The organism is Flavobacterium sp. 90 (assembly GCF_004339525.1).
GTDB lineage: Bacteria > Bacteroidota > Bacteroidia > Flavobacteriales > Flavobacteriaceae > Flavobacterium.
This window is the reverse complement of the sequence record NZ_SMGE01000001.1, coordinates 2,722,207-2,742,632: the sequence shown is the minus strand read 5'-3', so window position 1 is coordinate 2,742,632 and position 20,426 is coordinate 2,722,207. Positions and strand designations below refer to the sequence as shown.

Sequence of the window (20,426 nt, the reverse complement as noted above, 5' to 3'; positions counted from 1 at the left end):
TTTGATAGTGGCTAGATAAATAACAAAACCATATATAATAAAAAAGGCTGTCAAAATTGACAGCCTTTTTTTAATTATTCGATTGGATTCATTTTAAAAGTATCCATAAATGCAGTTGTATAATCTCCTGCAATATATCTTGGATCATCCATTAATTGTCTATGGAAAGGTATTGTTGTTTTTACACCTTCGATCACGAATTCATCAAGAGCTCTTCGCATTTTGCTGATAGCTTCTTCACGAGATTGTGCCGTAGTAATTAACTTAGCGATCATTGAATCGTAGTTTGGCGGAATACTATAACCTGAATAAACGTGAGTATCTAAACGAACTCCGTGTCCTCCTGGCATATGAAGTGTAGTAATTTTTCCTGGTGAAGGACGAAAATCGTTATAAGGATCTTCAGCATTAATACGACATTCGATTGCGTGTAATTGTGGTAAATAGTTTTTTCCTGAAATTGGAATTCCGGCAGCAACCATAATTTGCTCACGAATCAAATCATAATCAATAACTTGTTCTGTGATTGGGTGCTCAACCTGAATACGTGTATTCATTTCCATGAAATAGAAGTTCCTGTGTTTGTCCACTAAAAACTCTACAGTTCCAGCTCCTTCGTACTTAATGAATTCTGCAGCTTTTACAGCAGCTTCTCCCATTGCAGCACGCAATTCGTCTGTCATGAATGGTGAAGGTGTTTCTTCAGTTAATTTTTGGTGACGACGTTGTACTGAACAGTCTCTTTCAGAAAGATGACATGCTTTTCCGTATGAATCTCCAACAACCTGAATTTCGATATGACGTGGCTCTTCGATAAGTTTCTCCATGTACATCCCGTCATTTCCAAATGCAGCAGCAGCTTCCTGACGTGCACTTTCCCATGCTTTCAATAATTCATCTTCTTTCCATACCGCACGCATTCCTTTTCCACCACCACCAGCGGTAGCTTTAAGCATAACCGGGTAACCAAATTCTTTAGCTAATTTTTGTGTTTGTTCGAAAGATTCTAATAATCCGTCAGAACCTGGTACACATGGAACTCCTGCAGCTTTCATTGTAGCTTTTGCAGAAGCTTTATCTCCCATTTTATCAATCATTTCAGGAGCGGCACCAATAAATTTGATTCCGTGCTCTTGACAAATTTTTGAGAATTTAGCATTCTCAGAAAGAAATCCATATCCTGGATGTATTGCGTCTGCGTTAGTAATTTCTGCAGCAGCAATAATATTTGACATTTTCAAATACGATAAGTTACTTGGAGGGGGACCAATACAAACCGCTTCATCAGCAAACTTAACATGTAAACTCTCCGCATCGGCTGTAGAGTAAACTGCTACAGTTTTGATTCCCATTTCCTTACATGTACGAATTACACGAAGTGCAATTTCTCCTCTATTCGCAATTAATATTTTTTTAAACATCTTATTTTAATTAGATAATTAGACAATTCGATAATTAGATAATTTTAGATGATTAACAAAACTTCTTGCGAATCCCTCTAAAATCTAAAATCTAAAATCTAAATTTATTTATGATGGATCAACTAAGAATAAAGGTTGGTCAAATTCTACAGGAGACATATCGTCTACAAGAATTTTTACAATTTTACCTGAAACTTCTGATTCGATTTCGTTGAATAATTTCATTGCTTCAATTACACAAAGAACATCACCTTTTGCAATAGTGCTTCCTACTTCAGTAAAAACTGGTTTGTCCGGAGATGGTTTTCTATAAAAAGTTCCAATAATTGGAGATTTTATAGTGATGAATTTAGAATCTTCAGCTGGAGCCGGTGCTTCACTATTTACATTTACAACAACCGGAGCAGTTTGTTGCGGAGCAACTGCTTGTGGCAACGCAGCCTGAGCTGGTAATTGTTGTACATAAGTCGTTTCAGTTACATTTCCTTCTAAAGTAGTTCTGATAGTGATTTTTACATCATCCATTTCTAACTTTACTTCTGCAACTCCCGAATTTGCTACAAATTTGATTAGGTTTTGAATTTCTTTTAAATCCATAATGATTTGATTTTAGTTTTAATTTATTTCTTATCGTAAGCCCATTTTAGGTAAATAGATCCCCAAGTGAATCCACCACCAAAAGCAGCAAAAATAATATTATCTCCTTTTTTAAGCAGGTGTTCAAAGTCATTTAACACTAAAGGCAAGGTTGCTGAAGTTGTATTGCCATATTTTTCAATATTCACTAATACTTTTGAATCTTCAAGCTCCATTCTGCTAGCAGTAGCATCTATAATACGTCTATTAGCCTGATGTGGTACTAACCAGTTAACATCCTCATTAGTCAAATTGTTTCTTTTTAGAATCAATTCGCTTGCATCAGCCATATTGGTAACAGCAAATTTAAAAACTGTTTTTCCGTCCTGAACAATATTGTGTAGTTTATTTTTTACGGTCTCTTCAGTAGTTGGTATTAGAGAACCTCCGGCAGATATTTTAAGAAAATCGCGTCCTACACCGTCGCTTCGTAAGTATTCATCTTGTAAGCCTAAGCCTTCATAATTTGGTTCGAATAAAACAGCTCCTGCTCCATCTCCAAAAATAATACAAGTTGCTCTGTCTGTATAATCAACAATTGATGACATTTTATCAGCACCAATTAATAATACTTTTTTGTATCGTCCTGATTGTACATAAGCTGCAGCAGTAGACATACCATATAAAAAACTTGAGCACGCCGCTTGTAAATCATATGCAAATGCATTAGTGGCGCCAATTTGTGTTGCAACAAAAACTCCTGTAGAAGCCACAGGCATATCTGCAGTAGCTGTTGCCATTATTATCATATCAATCTCTAAGGGATCAATATTAGCTTTTGCTATTAAATCCTGTGCTGCTTTTATAGCTAGAAACGAAGTTCCTTTGTCAGCATCTTTAAGAATTCTTCTCTCTTTAATTCCGGTACGAGTAGTAATCCATTCGTCATTGGTATCGACCATTGTTTCAAGCACTTTGTTCGAAAGTACAAAGTCTGGAACGTATCCTCCAACAGCGGTAATTGCGGCTGTGATTGTATTCATTATATTCTATTATTTCGTTTCAAATACAGGGTATCTGAAAAATTTTTAAAAGACTTGAAAATTACAAAAAAAAACGAAATGAATTTGTATGCATTTTCTTAAAAAAAGAAAATTATAACCAACAAAAAAAACTCTCACTATGTGAGAGTTCCAGTATCATTTACGAAAACGTATTAAGCAACCGCTACAGATTTATCGATAACAACTTGCCCTCTGTAATACATTTTACCTTCATGCCAGTAAGCTCTGTGGTATAAATGTGCTTCTCCAGTAATAGGACATGTAGCGATTTGAGCTACAGTAGCTTTATAATGTGTTCTTCTCTTATCTCTTCTTGTTTTCGAGATTTTTCTCTTAGGATGTGCCATTTTACTATATTATTTATCCGTTAATAGTTTCTTTAATTTGTCCCAACGCGGGTCAATATCTTCTTCTTGTTTACTCTCTTCTTTTACTTCTTTGACTTTTAATTCATTCAGTTTTGATAAAGCTTCACTTTGTAAAGTTCCGTCTTTTACTCCTGGATGAACTCGTTTTAGCGGTACCGAAAGTGCAATCATTTCATAAATGTATTGTATTACATCTATTTCATGCTCTCCGTGCGGCAAGATCAACAACTCTTCGTTATCATTATTGAATTCATCTCCAAAGCGAACAATCAATTTCATTTTCCCTTTTATAGGAAGATCAAAATCTTCGCCTGTTAGATCACAAGGTACATTTACAGTTCCTTTGTGTTTGAATTCCAACTCTAACATGTTGCTTTTCTTATCTAAAACTAAACCTACTTTGATATCCGAACTTTGAAATTCGTCGTAATCAAAGTTCTCAAAGAACGTGTTACTTATTTGATACTCAAAATGGTGTTTTCCTAGTTTTAATCCTATGAAAGGAATTAAAAATTCTTTTGTTTTGCTCATTTCAACATCAATTTGACCAATTGGCATCTAAAACTCAGATACCTGAATTGGGGTGCAAAGATATAAAATTATTATAAAACTAATAATCTTATTCACCTTTTTTTGTTTATAACTGTTTTTCTTTTATTTTAAGAGGTTTTTTACTAATCTCCTCATACTGATTACGCGAGTTAAAAATATCAATCGCAAGATAAACCGCCTCTTTAAATGAATTAAAATCTGCCATGTCTTTTCCAGCAATATCATAGGCTGTACCGTGATCCGGCGAAGTTCTCACTTTATTTAAACCTGCTGTATAATTAACTCCTTTTCCAAAAGACAAGGTCTTAAAAGGAATTAATCCCTGATCATGATAAGTTGCCACAATAGCGTCATATTTTTCATATTGACCGCTTCCGAAAAAACCATCCGCAGGAAAAGGCCCAAAAACCATTGTTCCGGCATCAAATATTTTCTTTAAAGTAGGCTTCAAAATCAAATCGTCTTCTTTTCCTATCACTCCACCATCTCCAGCATGCGGATTTAATCCTAAAACAGCAATTTTTGGCTTTACAATACTAAAATCCTGAATTAGAGATTTTCTAACCGTCTCAATTTTTCTTGTAATTAATTCTTCTGTCAAATGCGATGAAACTTCACTTAACGGAACATGATCTGTCAACAAACCAACTCTTAGATTGTCCTGCACCATCATCATTAATGCATTTCCTTCTAATTCCTGATCCAAATAATCTGTATGTCCAGGAAATTTAAACCCTTCTGACTGAATATTATATTTATTTATTGGAGCTGTTACAAGAACATCAATTGTACCTTCTTTCAAGGCTTTGGTTGCAGCTACAAATGACTTTATTGCATATTCTCCAATTTTCTCATCATTTTTACCCAAATTAATATCAACACCTTCTTTCCAAAGGTTAAAGACATTTACTTTTCCCGGTAAAACCTGATCTAATTTATCAACGCCGTGAAATTGAACTGTCGAAGTAAAGCTTTTCTTAACGAAAGAAAGTATTTTGGCATTTGCAAAAATAACTGGCGTACACATTTCTAACATACGTGAATCCTCGAATGTTTTAAGTATAACCTCGCTTCCAATACCGTTTAAATCTCCAATTGAAATTCCAACAATTATATTTTCTGCTTTTTTATTCATGAGCTCAGCTTATTTATTACTAATTTTGATGTGCAAATTTAGTAAAATAAAACAACAATGTTTACAGGAATTATAGAAACCCTAGGAAGGATTCACGAAATACAAAAAGAACAAGGCAATCTTCACATCACTGTTGATTCTTCTATCACAAATGAATTAAAAATTGACCAAAGTGTTTCACACAACGGAATATGCCTAACGGTCGTAGCGATAAAAGATTCATTTTACACCGTAACCGCTATTGACGAAACTATTTTAAAAACAAATATTGAAGACTGGAAAACCGGAGATATTGTAAATCTGGAAAGAGGAATGAAACTAGGAGATCGTCTTGACGGACATATTGTTCAGGGACACGTAGACCAAACCGGAACCTGCATCAAGATCGAAGAAGCAAACGGAAGCTGGAATTACACCTTTGAATACGACAAAAACCTCAGCAATATTACTATCGAAAAAGGTTCTATAACCGTAAACGGAGTAAGCCTTACTGTCGTAAACTCTAAAACAAATGAATTTAGCGTATCAATTATCCCTTATACGTACGAGCATACGAATTTTAGGGATTTTAAAATTGGAACTAAAATAAACTTAGAATTTGATGTAGTAGGAAAATACATCTCGAGACTTTATTCGATAAACAAATAAATCTCTACAATCTATTTTACATAAAAAAGGCTTCAATTTACACTGAAGCCTTTTTTATTTTATTTCTATATATAAATACCGTTCCTAGACTTAATCCGGCAATCATCAAAAAAACAAGATTCTGATCAATTGGGGCTCCACCTACGGGCGGTGCAGCAGTAGCCTGAGCTGTTCCTGGTGGTGGCATATTACTTGGGTCAGCATAACTAGATTCGACCAATAGCAAAACAGCAGCTAATAAAATAGTTCTTATTACTTTCATAATTTTAAACATGCTCTAAAACAAGCACAGTATATTAAGTTAGACTTGGGGTCTTTTGTTGAAATTTCGCACAAAACCATGGTTTACAGCGACATTACTTGACAAATGTATAAGTTTTTTGCACAAATACAATGTTTTAAACAAAAAAAAGCCTCATAAAATTATGAGGCTTTTTGTGGTCCCACCTGGGCTCGAACCAGGGACCACCTGATTATGAGTCAGGTGCTCTAACCAGCTGAGCTATAGGACCGGTTTGAGGATGCAATATTACTACTATTTTTCATTCACTCCAAATATTTTGAGACATGATTTGTATTTAATTTCAAATAATAACTGGTCTCACCAAAAAATTAATTGATTTTCAACACCTTATTTAAAAATAAAAATTTCATTTTTCTTTACTGAATTTCCTGACAAAGCTCAACTAAGACCCCATTTGTGTTTTTTGGATGTAAAAAAACAACCAATTTATTATCTGCTCCTTTTTTTGGCACTTCATTAATCAATACAAAACCTTCGTTTTTCAATCGTTCAATTTCTGAATAAATATCAGTTACATCAAAAGCGATGTGATGAATACCTTCTCCTTTTTTTTCTAAAAACTTAGCAATTGGACTTTCAGGACTTGTGGCCATCAAAAGTTCAATTTTATTTGTCCCTGTTTGAAAAAAAGAAGTCAAAACACCTTCACTTTCCACTTTCTCTTCTTTATAAGATGGAACGCCCAAAAGCTTTTCGAACAATACATTTGCATCGTCCATGTTTTTTACTGCAATTCCTATATGCTCTATTTTATTTACCATCTCTTTAATTTATATTAAGATACCTTTTAGTTTATTGACTGATATAAGTATTAAAATAACCACATTCTGCAATTACATCCTGATAATACTTAGTATCTGAGTATTCTTTTTTCAATGCTTTGAAACCATTCCACGCCGTAAAATTGATTTTATCATCTTCAACACTCCACCAATTCGTTACATTACTATATTTATTATTATAAAATTCGTTTCGCTCGCATTTTGACAATAAGTAAACACATTTTGCTTTTTGCTCTTTTGTAGTTGCCGCTTCAAATGCTTTTTGATAATACATTTTTGGAAGATCACAATTCGTAATCATTTTTTTCATCGAATCTCTAAAAGAATACGGACTTGAACCATAACCTACAATACTTATTTCATAGAAAGTTCTGCCGTTTCCAAAATGCGAAATATTATAGAATGCATTTCCTAACAATAAACTATTCGTATAAACATCCTCTTTTTGAGCCAATTTATCCTGCATCGCTTTTATTGTATTTAAAAACTCAAGCTGAGAATATTTCTTTTTCTGATAAGCAGCATGTTCACAATCGTGACAATCCTTAATATTTCCGTTAAACGGATTTCCTAAGAATTGATAATTCTGAACAGAATCTGTTTGCTGAATAAAAGCAATCGCTTCAGGAATCTTATTTTTAAAAGTTGCCTGAACAGCCTGAAAATTATTAATGTCTTTCAATTTCAAACTATAAATTCCGAAAGCAATTTTCTCTATTTCAGTTTTATTTGGCTTAGCCAAAAAAGTTTTCATGTCTAACAAATTCTTTTCGTCGTCATAAAACGAATTTCCTCCGCTCCAATAATAAGGATTAGCATGAGAATCTCCACCAAACAATTCTACCATAACAGGATTTGCTTTGGCTTTGTAAAGTGCTGCTAAATAATTCTTGCTCCATGAAACCGCATTTTGATAACGAAACTCCTGCTCTTTATACGTTTTTGGAAGTTCATAATACAGCCAATTCAGATCAGCCAGAATTGTTTTCTCGTTTTTATCTGTGAGTTTATCAATTTTACTCATATTATTTACAAAACGAAGCAACCTCAACTGATATCCCGCTAATTCAGTTTTAGGCAACGTTTTTTCGGCCTTATTAAAATTACTGTCTGCGTTGGCAAAATCTCCTTTTAATGTTTGTAGATATCCCAATGAAATATCCCATAAATAAGGTCTTTCTGTATTTCCTGCAGCTGCAATTTTTACAACTAAATCAAATGCTTTTTTATCAAACTTAGCTTGATTTTCGGCTCTGTTCTCAGCAACGGTCTGACTAACAGAAGGCGAACTATAATCATCTGAATTTGTTTTCACCGCAAACGAATTATTAATATTCTGTTCTTGCTTGTTAATTAATCTTGTCAGCAAATAATTCAAATGTTCGCTTTTAGGATCTAATTCATAGATTTTTTCAATTGCCTGTCTTTCGTCTTTATAATATCCGTGAACCGCCCAAAGTGCCGCTTTTTCTTTATTGTTTTTTGCCATCGCCAAAGATTTAGTCCAATCGGCTTCATTTTTTGGATGAAAACTATAAGCCGTAACAATTCTCATTTCCGGGCATTTATCAAAAACCAAAGCGTACAAATAATTCGATGTTGCATACTTTTTTTGCTGGTAATTAATTCCTGCTACATATGCTAATGCACGATAATAAAGCGTATTCTTAGCAACTGAACTTTCTGTTTTATTAAAAAACAATATTGCTTTTTGCTTGTTATTACTATAAAAATAAGCCTTCATCGTCAGGAACCAATATCTGTTTTTCAGAAATGAATCTGATGATGTATTGTAAACATTCTCAATAGACTGAATCATTTTTAAATCCTTAAAAGTTTTTGCCACAACAGGATCATAACTCCAATAATTATCACTAATTGAAACTGTTTCTATCTTTTGCGCGAGATACAAAAACTCTATAAAGCTTTTTACTTTAGGGTCTTTCAAACTTATTTTCTTTCCCCATTTTAGAGAAGTCTGATTTTCTTTCTTAGTTTTATAAAAGGCATGAAGTTGTGTGATTTCGGTTTTGTTTGCCGAAACTTTATCCTTGTTAGCATAATAGTCCTTAATTTCATCTCCAATCAGGAAATGACTAACTGTTGCAGCATCTACTTTGCCTTTTAAATAGTTTTCCCAATCAGTTTGAATGTCTTCATTAAATCTTGAATTGTGTTCTCTGTCAAATCCAATTCCGTAAAAAATAGCACCAGACAAAAAAAGTGGCGAATACGATTTATCTGCGAATGTTTCCGGAGTAAAATTCGAATTATATCCAAAATAATCCCAATCGTCTCCATCGGCGCAAGCATAAATTATTCCGCAAACAAAAAGTAAAGCAACGCTAGAAACAAGAAATAACTTGCTCAAAAATATTCTTTTCATAGTTTTTTAAATTGAATTCGTCTAAATCGTAAAATATAATTTCTTTTGGTTTTTGAGCCAAATTTCCGTCTAATTCATCTGCCATTTCCAACAGATCTTCGCGCGAAATCGCTTCTATTTTCAGTAAATCATTCTCTTCATAAAATATACCATTTTTATAATTCGATTGTTTTACTTTAAAGAAAATAGCATTTACCTGCTCAAAATTTTGATCTTGTTTAAGTTCGTTCAAGTCTATTTTAGAACGTAAACCAATAACTTTTTGATTCCTGATATGAACTCCCCAGGAATATATTGGCAAAGCCAAATCGAGATGCAATGGATATTTCTTCAGACTTTTGAGATAACGATCTGCGATTTTTTTATTGTAGATTGAGTTCAAAGAATCCGGCGCAATTGTTCCCATATTATAATACATTAAAACTCCGGAATCAACATTGGGGATTTTTGTCTTCTTGAAATATTTTACCTGATGCAAGCGAATTGTTGCTGAAAGTTTCTTGTGTGAAAGCTTCTTAAATCGTTCAATAAATTTGAGATAATTCTCTTTACTATTTAAGCTCCAATCGCAATCAATTTGAATTTCATTACATTGAATTTTATTTGCAGAATTTATCTTTTCAACCAATGAAAAAGTTTTTTGCGCTAAATCATCAATATCCAAATCAGGCGATAACATGACTTTGTTTTGTATAAAAACGACCGGAACAATATTAAAATTATTCACGTTTTGCTGAAAACGAATCGGACTTAGCGGAATTGGCTGTTGATTTTCGGCATTTAAACTAATATCAAAATACCGTATATATAGTTTATTGACATTGTTATCCTTTAGAATTGCAGTTTCTTTTTCAGATAATTTAAAGATGGTTTTCCAATAATAAAAGGCAATTATTGGTTTCTCGTTTTTACCGCAAGCTATCAGCAAAAAAACTAATAAGGACCAGAAAAACCTTTTTATCAAAACTAAGAGAAATTAAATTTAAGCTCAAAAGTAAGAAATTATATCATCCTGACGATTTCAAATTCAAAAAAACAGCACAATCACACTGCTAAATATCCTAATAAATGGATAAAAAGTTTCAATTAAAGCAAATATAATCGTTATTTTGTGCAATCAAATTCAAATTAATTATGTTGAAAAACAACTTAAAATATATTCCTTTTTTACTGCTATTGTTAATGATGAGTTGTGCTAAAAGAGGCAGCATCACTGGTGGATTAAAAGATACTTTGCCGCCTGTTTTAATAGGAAGCGCACCAAAAAATTACACCACAGACTTTAAAGGAGATCAATTTGTATTGCAATTTGATGAATTTATAAAACTTAAAAATCTAAACAAACAGCTGATCATTTCGCCTCCAATGAAACAGGAGCCACTGATTACGCCAACATCTGTAACTAAAGCAATAACAATAAAAATTAGAGACACCTTACAGCCAAATACGACTTACAGTTTTAATTTTGGCCAAAGTATTGCAGATAATAATGAAGGAAATGCATTAAATCAATTTAAGTATGTTTTCTCGACGGGTCCTTATATAGATTCACTTTCGCTTAGCGGAAAAATCAAAGATTCCTATAATAAAAATGTTGACAATTTTGTATCTGTAATGCTTTATGAAGCAAATGATAAATACAAGGATTCTGTTATATATAAGGATCTTCCAAGATATATTACAAATACTCTGGATAGTATGCGTGTTTTTAAATTAGAAAATTTAAAGGCCGGAAAATATTTATTGGTTGCCATGAAAGATAAAGGCGGTAACAATAAATTTAATCCAAAAGATGACAAAATAGGATTCATAAAACATTTTATTACGATCCCAAATGATACTGTTTTTGAATTGGAATTATTTAAGGAAACGCTTCCGCTAAAAATGCTTAAACCTATTCAGGCTTCGGGAAACAGGCTTCTTCTTCCGTATGAAGGAAAACAAAATATAAAGCTTCTGAAACCTAAAGTTGTATTAAGAAACAATAATGAAGTTCTGGAATCTATCGTAACGCAATTCCCTAAAAAAGACTCTTTGCAGGTTTGGTATAAACCAATAAAAGTTGATTCGCTAAATCTACAAGTTACTGCAGGAAATTACGACAAGAAATTTTCTTTTAAGATTAAGGATCAGAAAAAAGACACCTTAAACATTATGGCAGTACAAAACGGAACAATACATTTTAGAGATCGATTTACGTTAGAAAGTGCCACTCCGTTAGTAAAATTTGATAAGTCAAAAATTAAATTGATTAACAAGGATTCTACAGCTGTTGATTTTACTACCGAATATGACGAATTCGAACAAAAACTTTATGTAGATTTCAAGAAATTACCTTTGGAAAAGTATCATTTTCAATTTTTACCGGGTGCTTTAACGGACTTCTATGACAAAACAAATGATACTTTATCATATAAATTAACGACAAAAGAACTTGAAGATTACGGGAATATAGTTTTGAATTTAAAAAACATAAAGCGATTTCCTATAATTGTTGAATTGACCAATAAAAAAGGAGATATAGTTCTTGCGAGCCAATATTCTGAAAAAGACACGAGATTTGTATTTGATCTTGTTGAACCTAACTCATTTACTGTAAGGGTTATTTACGACGATAATAAAAATAAAATATACGATGCCGGAAACTTTTTAAAGAAAGAATACGCTGAGGAAGTCAACTATTATCAGGAAGAATTTGATGTCAGGGCAAATTGGGATCGGGAAGAAACCGTTGATTTAAGTATTCAGTACAATCCTGAAGTCGAGAAAAAACAAGACGCCAAGAAGAAAAAAGAGCAAGAGAAAAAGCGAAAAGCTTTCTAAATAAAAAAAACTTAACTTTTACCGTAGTACAAAATAAAAAACCTCGAAATATAAAATTTCGAGGTTTTTTTTATGAGAAGCTATTACTGACAAACTTTAGTAAAATTCCCTGCTCCACAAACAGAAGTTGCAACGCTATTTGCATTCGAGAAAACCGTGGTATTAGTTTGTCCTGCTGAAGCTCCGGCAGTACACGTCCATTTGCAATATACAAGAACAGGACCACCACCACCAACATCATCACCAGGATTTTCTAGTGGAACAGTTCCTCCAAAGGTGTTTTTCAATTCATTTACTGTAAGTGAACTAATAGTGTTCGATAGAAGCATTTCTTTAATCTTTTTCATGGTTTCGCTTAAATGTTAATTAATAGGTTTAAATGTTTTTGTTATTTTATTTCTCTTATTCGCCACGTGCACTTGGTTTCTTTTAAGAAAAAAATGACAAAAGAACTTCAATAAAAATAGTGATTTTATTAATTAACTATTGCGATATAACAAAAATTTAAGAAAAAACATACGTCAAAGAAGTATTCTGCTACTAGTAGAATTTTATATCTATTCTAAATGGTATTGGAAAGGAATTGGTGATTTAAGTATTCAAAAAAAACTGAAGGCTGGAAAAAAAATGCCAGTAAAGCGAAAAGCTTCTTAAATCTTTATCTCAAAAAAATCTTTATCACTTAGGAAATCGAGTTTTTTTCGAGTTTCCAACATTACATTTTTATCCAATTCGACCACAAAAACTCCTGCTGTTTCTTGCGGTTCAAGAATGTAGTTTCCTAAAAAATCTACCACTTGCGAATGTCCAATATGTTCGTAATTGTTAGCGTCCAATCCTATTCTATTTACTCCAACTACATAACTTAGATTTTCGATTGCGCGGGCTTTTAGTAAAGAATCCCAAGCATTTGTTCTGACTTTTGGCCAATTGGCAACATATAAAAGCAGGTCGTAATTTTCGACATTTCTGGCAAAAACAGGAAATCTTAAGTCGTAACAAATCTGAAGACAAATCTTCCAGCCTAAATAATCAACGATTACTTTTTGAGTTCCGGAAGTATAAAATTGATTTTCACCTGCAAGTGAAAACAAATGACGCTTGTCATAATACTGCATTTCGCCTGACGGAAAAACAAATAACATTCGATTGTAATAATTTCCGTTTTCTGTAATTATTAAACTTCCCGTCAAGGCACAATTTTTCTGCTTTGCGATAGATTGCATCCAGAGAACCGTTTCTCCTTGCATGGTTTCGGCAACTTCTGAAGCGTTCATCGTAAATCCTGTCGAAAACATTTCAGGAAGAACAATCAAATTTGTACTTGAATCAATTTGATTTATAATCGATTCGAAGTTTTTTTTGTTCTGAGAAGCATTTTCCCAATATAGATCTGATTGAATAAGTGCAATTTTCATATTTCAAAAATACGAATTTTAAGATTAAAATAGATTTTTCCGAAAAAACCATTTTCTGCAAAAAAATCTCAAAAAACGGCGAGAAAGCGCATTTTTTTTGGATTACAAAAATACTTCAGGAAAAAATATTGCAAAAAATATGCATTTTATGCAAAAAAAATGCAAGTGTTTAAAATAAATATATATATTTGATCGCCAATAAAAACCAAAAAAAAACATGAAAACCAAAGTATTATGAAAACAAAGCTAATTTCATTAGTGTTTATTGGGGGAGTAATTTTCTCAACAAACGCAAAAGAGGTTGCAATTACCAAGCACCTTTTTGAACAAAAAAGCAGTCAGATTGAAGTTACTGGCCAGATTATAGGTCAGGACGATGGAATGCCAATTGCCGGAGCTACTATTTATGCAGAAAGTAATAGTAAAATAGCAACAATTTCGGATGAGAACGGAAGATTCAAATTAAATGTTCCTGAAAACGAAAGTCATGTTGTGATATCTTACATGGGTTATCAAACTACAAATTTCCCCTTAATCCAAACTACAAATTTAACCATAAGACTAAAACCAGCTGAAAATGTTCTGGATCAGGTTTTAGTAACTGCGTTGGGAGTTAAAAAAACAAGCAAAGCAATCTCGTATGCTGTAACAGAACTTAAAGGAACTGAATTTACAAAGGCAAAAGAAACCAATATTGCTAATGCTTTGGTTGGAAAAATTGCAGGTGTAAACGTGAGCAGCACCGCAACAGGACCAAACGGATCGACCAGAGTTGTAATTCGTGGTAACGGTTCTCTAAACGGAAACAACCAACCAATGTATGTAGTAAATGATTTACCAATAGACAATACCCAGCTTAACCTACCGGGTATTGGAAATGGTCCGGGATCTACAAGAATTAATGTCGATCGTGGCGATGGAACTTCTGTGATAAATCCTGATGATATTAAAACAATTACAGTATTAAAAGGAGGAACAGCGGCGGCTCTTTATGGTGCAAATGCCGCAAATGGTGTTATTTTAATTCAAACCAAACGAGGTACGGCTCAAAAAGGAATTGGCGTAGAATACAATACTTCCTTTACTTTTGAAACACCATCGATCATACCCGATTGGCAGTATGAATACGGTTCTGGAGCAAACGGAAAAAAACCAACTACTCAGGCCGAAGCAGTTGCCGCAGGACGCTGGTCGTGGGGAGCAAAAATGGACGGAACAGATGTTATTCAGTTTGACGGTGTTGCAAGACCTTACGTAGCACAAAAAAACAATATTAAGAATTTTTACGAAACAGGAACAACATTCATAAACTCTATCGCTTTGTCTGGAGGAACTGAAAAGGCAACAGGTCGTCTTTCGTTCTCTAATACAGACAATCAAGGTGTTGTGCCAAATTCTGATTTTAATCGCAAAAGCCTTAACATTGCCAGTAATGTTAACATGACAGATTGGTTAAAATTTGATGTTGTCGCACAATACAATGTAGAAAAATCAAATAACAGAGTTACAGTTTCTGATGCTGAAGCTAACCCAAACTGGGGAACTTACATGATTGCCAATACCGTTGATATTCGAAATCTTGCCCCAGGTTATGATGCAAATGGTGTTGAAGAAGCATGGAATCCAGTTGCAGTGGCAACAAACCCTTATTTTGTTGTAAATAAAATCAAAAATAGCGATACTAAAAACCGTTTCCTTGGAATGGTAAACGTAAAATTGAACTTTACGCCTGACTTATTCCTTCAAGGTAGAATTGGACAAGATTTCACGAATTATGATTTCTTTGGATACATCCCAAAAACAACTTTAAATAACCCAATAGGATATGCACAAGGTTCAAGAGTTAAATTATCTAATCTGAACTCAGAAGCAATTCTTAATTATACTAAGAAAAATATCTACAGAGATTTCTCTTTAAACGCTTTACTTGGTGTAAACACCCGAACTACTTTAAGAGACGAAACAAGAGTTGAAGGTTCTGGTTTTGTACTGGATGATTTCTATGCTTTAACCAATTTATCTACTTTAACTTATAGTTATCCTTACGGGAAAACAAAAACAAACTCTGTTTATGGAGCTGTAGATCTTGATTATAAAAATGTAGTGTTTTTAAACTTTACAGGACGTCAGGATTGGTTTTCGACACTTTCAAAAGATAACAATACGGTGTTTTATCCATCTGTTGGAACAAGTATTATCGTTTCAGACATTTTGAAAATGCCAGACTTTGTTTCATTTGCTAAACTAAGAACTTCTTGGGCTCAGGTTGGTGGAGCAACGCCGGATCCTTACGCATTAAATCAATCTTACTCGATGGTTCAAGGCGGACATAATGGTCAACAATTACAAACACCAACAGGTTCGAGAGTTCCAAACGCTACTTTAAGTCCACTAACTTCGACTACATTTGAGATTGGAACTGACTTAGGATTTTTTAATAATCGTTTAAATCTTGATTTTGCATATTACAACCGTGCGACAACAAATGATATTGTCGAAACCACAATTTCAAATGCTTCAGGAGCTAGTACTGCTTTACTAAATCTTGGAAAGATGAGAAATAAAGGAGTTGAGTTTTTACTAAGCGGAAAAATCATTAATTCAGAAAACTTCTCCTGGGATGCAAGTTTCAACGGATCATACAACAAAAACACTGTTGAAGCACTTACAGATCAATTGAACTCAATTACGATGGCAACTTCTGTAAACGGATATGTTACAATCACCAGTGATGTTGGCCGCCCTTACAGTATCATAAAAGGCTACAAACCTCTTAAAGATGCAAACGGAAATACGGTTTATAATGTAAGCGGTGGATCTGCAACTATAGCAAGAGGTCCGTTGGAAGAATTAGGTCAGGGAGTCCATCCTTGGGCAGCAGGTATTAGCAATGATTTTAAATACAAAAACATATCATTCAGTTTCCTGATTGACGGTAAATTTGGCGGAAGCTTATATTCTGGAACTGATTTGTACGGAACTCGTATGGGTTTAACAAAATTAACGCTGGATGGTCGTGAATCTGGCTTGCCTATTAAAGGTGTTGACACTAACGGAAATCCTATTGATATGGTTATTGCTCCGGAAAACCTTAGAACTTATTATGATGGTTTAAGAAATATTTCATCAACTTTTGTTTATGATGCAAGTTTTATAAAACTAAGACAAGTAATTATTGGATATCAATTACCACTTGAAAAATTAAAAGGATTATCAAAACTTCAGGGAGCTTCGATTTCATTTGTAGCAAGAAACTTATTCATTCTTTATAAGAAAACTCCAAACGTAGATCCGGAATCTGTATTTAGTGCCGGAAATGCTCAAGGTGTAGAACAATTTGGAGTGCCAAAAACCAGAAGTTTCGGTTTAAGTTTAAATGTCAAATTTTAAACTCGCTTAATTAACTTTTAAATTACAAAGACATGAAAAAGATAACCATATTATACATAACAGGAATACTTTTAGGAAGTATGACATCCTGTACAAAAGATTTCGAAGAAATCAACACAAACCCTAATGTTGTTGAAAAACCAAATCCGAATTTTCTTTTCAGCCGAGCACAATTGGATGGTTTAAACAACAATTACTTTTTTACCAATATTCTTGAATGCGGAGGAATGCTGCAACATTATGCCACATATAAAGAAGCTTCTGGTGTGGGAGATAAATATTTGAGTAATGAAGTTTATTATTCTGCTTATTTCAATCAGATATATCCAACAGCTCTAAATGAAACTCAAATCGTAATTGATGCAGTAAAAGATAATGCAAACGATAGTAACAAACTAAATATTGCCAGAATCTGGAAAGCATATTTGTATCATAGAATTACAGATTTATACGGAGACATTCCTTATTCTGAAGCTGCAAAAGCAAATAGTACACAAGTATTTCTTCCAAAATATGATACTCAGGAATTCATATACAAAGATTTATTAAAAGAACTTGACGAAGCTGCAACTGCATTAGATCCAGCGAAACCAAGTTTTGGTAAAGCAGATTTTATCTATGACGGAGATGTTGCAAAATGGAAAAAATTCTCTTATTCTTTAATGCTTCGTTTAGGATTAAGATTAAGTAAAGTTGATGCTACCCTATCAAAAACATGGGTTACAAAAGCGATTGCGGGCGGATTAATCCTTAACGGAAGTGACAATGCAATCATGAAATATACAGATGGTCCAAATGATTTTAACAGAAACCCTGTTGGTTTTGACGCCAGAAGACAAGATTTCACAAATGGATCATACGGTCAAAAAAATGTTGAAGGCGGAAAATTAGCTAAAACATTCATCGATTTATTAAAAAATACTGCCGATCCAAGAATTAGTGTTTATGCAGGAGTTTGGGAAGGAACAACACAAAATACAAGTGCCGCGGTTCAAAAAGGTTTTCCTAACGGAACTAAAAATGCTCCAACACCAATTGAACAAGCAACTTATTCTGAGCCTAATCAAAGTACTATTTTTAAATACGATGCGCCACTTGTGCTTTTGAGCAATGCCGAAACTAATTTATACCTGGCCGAAGCTGCCGTAAGAGGATGGTATTCTGGTGAAACCGATAAAGATCTATATGAAAAAGGCGTAAAAGCTTCTTTCTTAAACATGGGAATTTACGGAGCCGCTTATGCAATTCCTGATGCAACACCATATTTAACAACTAATCCATATAATACAGCAGGATCAACAGAAGCAAAAATGAATCAGATTCATACTCAGATTTATGTTGCTTTATTTGTAGACGAACAAGAAATTTATGCCAACTGGAGAAGAACGGGTTATCCGGTTTTAGTTCCGGTAAATTTCCCTGGAAACGTTACAAACGGCACAATCCCAAGACGTTTGAAATATTCTACAAGTGAATATTCAGTGAATTCAACTAACTTAGCTGAAGCAGTTAAACGCCAGGGCGAAGATAGTTTTACAACCAAAATCTGGTGGGATAAATAAAATATGAAACAAGAGTTGAAATGTGCCTTTAGGCACTTAATGTTGGTAATTATAAAGTTTCAAATTCGTTCACGTTCCGCAGGTACGCAACAAAACGATAACTATTGCGTACCTACGGCACGCTAAATATTGTTAACTTATGTTTTTACCAATATTAAGTGTCTAACGACACAAATTAAAACTCTTAATACAAAAGATAAATGAGCATTTTAATTCTTACGGCATGCATTGCGTTTTTAATCATTCAGATAGCTTGGCTTAAAATCAATCCGTTTATTGCCTTTATCATAACAGCTCTGTTAGCAGGTCTTTTTTTAGGCCTGCCAATAGAAACTTTATCCCAAACCGTACAAAAAGGTTTAGGCGAAATGTTAGGATCTATCACTTTGATTATTGTTTTCGGAACCTGCATTGGTAAACTCACCGTTTCATCAGGCGCCGCCAATGTCATTGCCAAAACAGTTATGGGATGGACGGGCAAAAAATATGTTCGTCTTGGCTTAATGATTACCGGATTTATTGTTGGGATACCTCTATTTTATAGTGTTGGATTTGTTTTGTTAGTTCCATTAATCTTCTCAGTAGCCCATCAATTTAAGCTTTCAAAAGTATATCTCGGTATTCCAATGCTGGCGTCGCTTTCAGTAGCACACGGTTTTTTGCCTCCACATCCGTCTCCAATGGCTTTAAGCAGTATTTTAAATGCTGATATAGGACTCGTTTTAGTCTACGGAATCATCATTGCTATTCCAACAATTTTTATTGCAGGTTTATTGTTTTCGAATTTATTAAAAAACATCAAAACCGAATCAGATCATGAAATTTTGAATGTCGAAGAAATCATAAACGAAGGAAAACAACCAAGTTTCTCCTTGAGTTTATTCTCTGCTTTATTTCCGGTTTTCGGATTAACGCTGACTTCGATACTACCAATGCTTTCAAAAAATGAAACTTTAGTTAACATATGCAAAACCGTTGGAGAACCAAGTATGATTATGCTGATTTCTCTATTAATCTGTACGTATACTTTAGGAATCAGAATGAACAGAAGCATCACATCAGTAATGGATGATTACGCCGTTGCGATAAAAGATGTTGCTTTGATTGTTCTAATTGTTGGTGGAGCCGGCGGTTTAAAAGAAGTTATGATCGTAAGTGGTGTAAACGAAACCATTGTAGCATCATTAACACAAACAAACATTCATCCGTATTTATTGGCCTGGATGATGGCGGCAATCATACGCGTTTGTGTTGGATCTGCAACAGCGGCCGGATTAATGACTGCCAGCGTTTTATTACCTTTGTTACAAACTACCGGTCTCGATCCCAACCTCTTAGTTCTATCTGTTGGAGCCGGAAGCTTAATGTGCTCACACGTAAACGATCCAAGTTTCTGGATGTTCAAAGAATATTTTAATATCAGCCTGAAAGATACGTTCAAATCATGGACCGTCATGGAATCTCTCGTATCTGTTTTAGGAATCATTTTCGTTTTTATTTTAAACTCTATAATACATTAATATCATGAATTTATTACCACAAGAAAAATTTGAAACATTAGGCTTATCATTACCGCCGGCGCCTCAGCCACTTGGTATTTATAAACCTTATTTAGTTGATGGTAAATATTTATACCTTTCAGGTCATGGACCTGTTAATGACGACAAATCCTTAATCATTGGCCGAATTGGTGATGATATGGATATCGAAGAAGGAAAATTAGCAGCAAGACAAGTCGGATTAACAATGCTTTCTACAATTGTAACCAATTTTGGAAGCCTGAATAAAGTAAAACGTGTTATAAAAGTTTTAGGAATGGTCAATTGTAATGGTGAATTCCTGAGACATCCGTATGTAATAAACGGTTGTAGCGAATTGTTTGCTGAAGTTTGGGGACAAGAAAACGGAATTGGAGTAAGAAGCGCCGTAGGAATGGGTTCTTTACCGGACAATATTCCTGTTGAAGTTGAAGCCGTTTTCGAATTATATTAAAAAAT

The 20,426-nt window shown here is 33.8% G+C and carries 18 protein-coding genes and 1 tRNA gene; 6 read left to right on the top strand and 13 right to left on the bottom strand.

The window, feature by feature from the left end:
* Positions 1-74: 74 nt before the first annotated feature.
* From accC to pdxA, 6 genes are all read right to left on the bottom strand, one after another.
* Positions 75-1,421 (bottom strand): acetyl-CoA carboxylase biotin carboxylase subunit, encoded by a 1,347-nt coding sequence (gene accC / locus C8C83_RS11065; RefSeq protein WP_026983588.1) that lies wholly within the window; start codon positions 1,419-1,421, stop codon positions 75-77.
* A gap of 108 nt (positions 1,422-1,529) precedes the next feature.
* Complete coding sequence (accB, locus tag C8C83_RS11060; protein ID WP_121328629.1) at positions 1,530-2,018, bottom strand: acetyl-CoA carboxylase biotin carboxyl carrier protein; 489 nt, start codon at positions 2,016-2,018, stop codon at positions 1,530-1,532.
* Between the two features lie 23 nt (positions 2,019-2,041).
* Positions 2,042-3,040, bottom strand: coding sequence for a beta-ketoacyl-ACP synthase III (locus C8C83_RS11055; RefSeq protein WP_121328627.1), 999 nt, complete (start codon positions 3,038-3,040; stop codon positions 2,042-2,044).
* A 173-nt stretch (positions 3,041-3,213) separates the two neighbouring features.
* Positions 3,214-3,408, bottom strand: a complete 195-nt coding sequence (gene rpmF, locus C8C83_RS11050; protein WP_007137315.1) for a 50S ribosomal protein L32 — start codon at positions 3,406-3,408, stop codon at positions 3,214-3,216.
* Positions 3,409-3,417: 9 nt separating this feature from the next.
* Complete coding sequence (locus C8C83_RS11045; protein ID WP_121330022.1) at positions 3,418-3,960, bottom strand: DUF177 domain-containing protein; 543 nt, start codon at positions 3,958-3,960, stop codon at positions 3,418-3,420.
* 106 nt (positions 3,961-4,066) lie between these two features.
* A complete protein-coding gene (gene pdxA, locus C8C83_RS11040; RefSeq protein ID WP_121328625.1) occupies positions 4,067-5,116 on the bottom strand; it encodes a 4-hydroxythreonine-4-phosphate dehydrogenase PdxA in 1,050 nt (349 codons plus the stop codon).
* A 57-nt stretch (positions 5,117-5,173) separates the two neighbouring features.
* Here pdxA and C8C83_RS11035 point away from each other — a divergent pair, with 57 nt between their 5' ends.
* Complete coding sequence (locus C8C83_RS11035; RefSeq protein ID WP_121328623.1) at positions 5,174-5,764, top strand: riboflavin synthase; 591 nt, start codon at positions 5,174-5,176, stop codon at positions 5,762-5,764.
* Positions 5,765-5,801: 37 nt separating this feature from the next.
* On the opposite strand, the gene C8C83_RS11030 is transcribed toward C8C83_RS11035, so the two are convergent.
* The 5 genes from C8C83_RS11030 to C8C83_RS11010 form a co-directional block, all read right to left on the bottom strand.
* Complete coding sequence (locus C8C83_RS11030; RefSeq protein ID WP_132011748.1) at positions 5,802-6,026, bottom strand: hypothetical protein; 225 nt, start codon at positions 6,024-6,026, stop codon at positions 5,802-5,804.
* Positions 6,027-6,202: 176 nt separating this feature from the next.
* Positions 6,203-6,276: transfer RNA gene (locus tag C8C83_RS11025), tRNA-Ile, on the bottom strand.
* A 148-nt stretch (positions 6,277-6,424) separates the two neighbouring features.
* Positions 6,425-6,829 carry a methylmalonyl-CoA epimerase gene (gene mce / locus C8C83_RS11020; protein ID WP_121328619.1) on the bottom strand — a complete coding sequence of 135 codons (405 nt, stop codon included), beginning with the start codon at positions 6,827-6,829 and terminating at the stop codon, positions 6,425-6,427.
* Between the two features lie 31 nt (positions 6,830-6,860).
* A complete protein-coding gene (locus C8C83_RS11015; RefSeq protein ID WP_121328617.1) occupies positions 6,861-9,236 on the bottom strand; it encodes a hypothetical protein in 2,376 nt (791 codons plus the stop codon).
* A complete protein-coding gene (locus C8C83_RS11010) occupies positions 9,196-10,164 on the bottom strand; it encodes a hypothetical protein (RefSeq protein ID WP_233566054.1) in 969 nt (322 codons plus the stop codon). Before C8C83_RS11010 ends, C8C83_RS11015 begins: the two co-directional genes overlap by 41 nt.
* A 206-nt stretch (positions 10,165-10,370) precedes the next feature.
* Here C8C83_RS11010 and C8C83_RS11005 point away from each other — a divergent pair, with 206 nt between their 5' ends.
* Positions 10,371-12,059, top strand: a complete 1,689-nt coding sequence (locus C8C83_RS11005; RefSeq protein WP_121328613.1) for an Ig-like domain-containing protein — start codon at positions 10,371-10,373, stop codon at positions 12,057-12,059.
* An 83-nt stretch (positions 12,060-12,142) separates the two neighbouring features.
* Here C8C83_RS11005 and C8C83_RS11000 read toward each other — a convergent pair whose 3' ends face one another.
* Positions 12,143-12,406: a hypothetical protein gene (locus tag C8C83_RS11000; protein WP_121328611.1), complete on the bottom strand. Its 264-nt coding sequence runs from the start codon at positions 12,404-12,406 to the stop codon at positions 12,143-12,145.
* Between the two features lie 303 nt (positions 12,407-12,709).
* Positions 12,710-13,477, bottom strand: coding sequence for a nitrilase family protein (locus C8C83_RS10995; protein ID WP_121328609.1), 768 nt, complete (start codon positions 13,475-13,477; stop codon positions 12,710-12,712).
* A gap of 234 nt (positions 13,478-13,711) precedes the next feature.
* On the opposite strand from C8C83_RS10995, the gene C8C83_RS10990 reads away from it, so the two are divergent.
* The 4 genes from C8C83_RS10990 to C8C83_RS10975 all read left to right on the top strand — a co-directional run bounded on the left by C8C83_RS10990 (position 13,712) and on the right by C8C83_RS10975 (position 20,421).
* Positions 13,712-16,867, top strand: coding sequence for a SusC/RagA family TonB-linked outer membrane protein (locus C8C83_RS10990; RefSeq protein ID WP_121328607.1), 3,156 nt, complete (start codon positions 13,712-13,714; stop codon positions 16,865-16,867).
* Positions 16,868-16,899: 32 nt separating this feature from the next.
* Positions 16,900-18,429: a SusD/RagB family nutrient-binding outer membrane lipoprotein gene (locus C8C83_RS10985; protein WP_121328605.1), complete on the top strand. Its 1,530-nt coding sequence runs from the start codon at positions 16,900-16,902 to the stop codon at positions 18,427-18,429.
* A gap of 200 nt (positions 18,430-18,629) precedes the next feature.
* Entirely contained in the window at positions 18,630-19,949 is a 1,320-nt protein-coding gene (locus C8C83_RS10980; RefSeq protein ID WP_121328603.1) for a gluconate:H+ symporter, read from the top strand.
* 4 nt (positions 19,950-19,953) lie between these two features.
* Positions 19,954-20,421, top strand: coding sequence for a RidA family protein (locus C8C83_RS10975; RefSeq protein WP_089478791.1), 468 nt, complete (start codon positions 19,954-19,956; stop codon positions 20,419-20,421).
* Positions 20,422-20,426 lie beyond the last annotated feature (5 nt).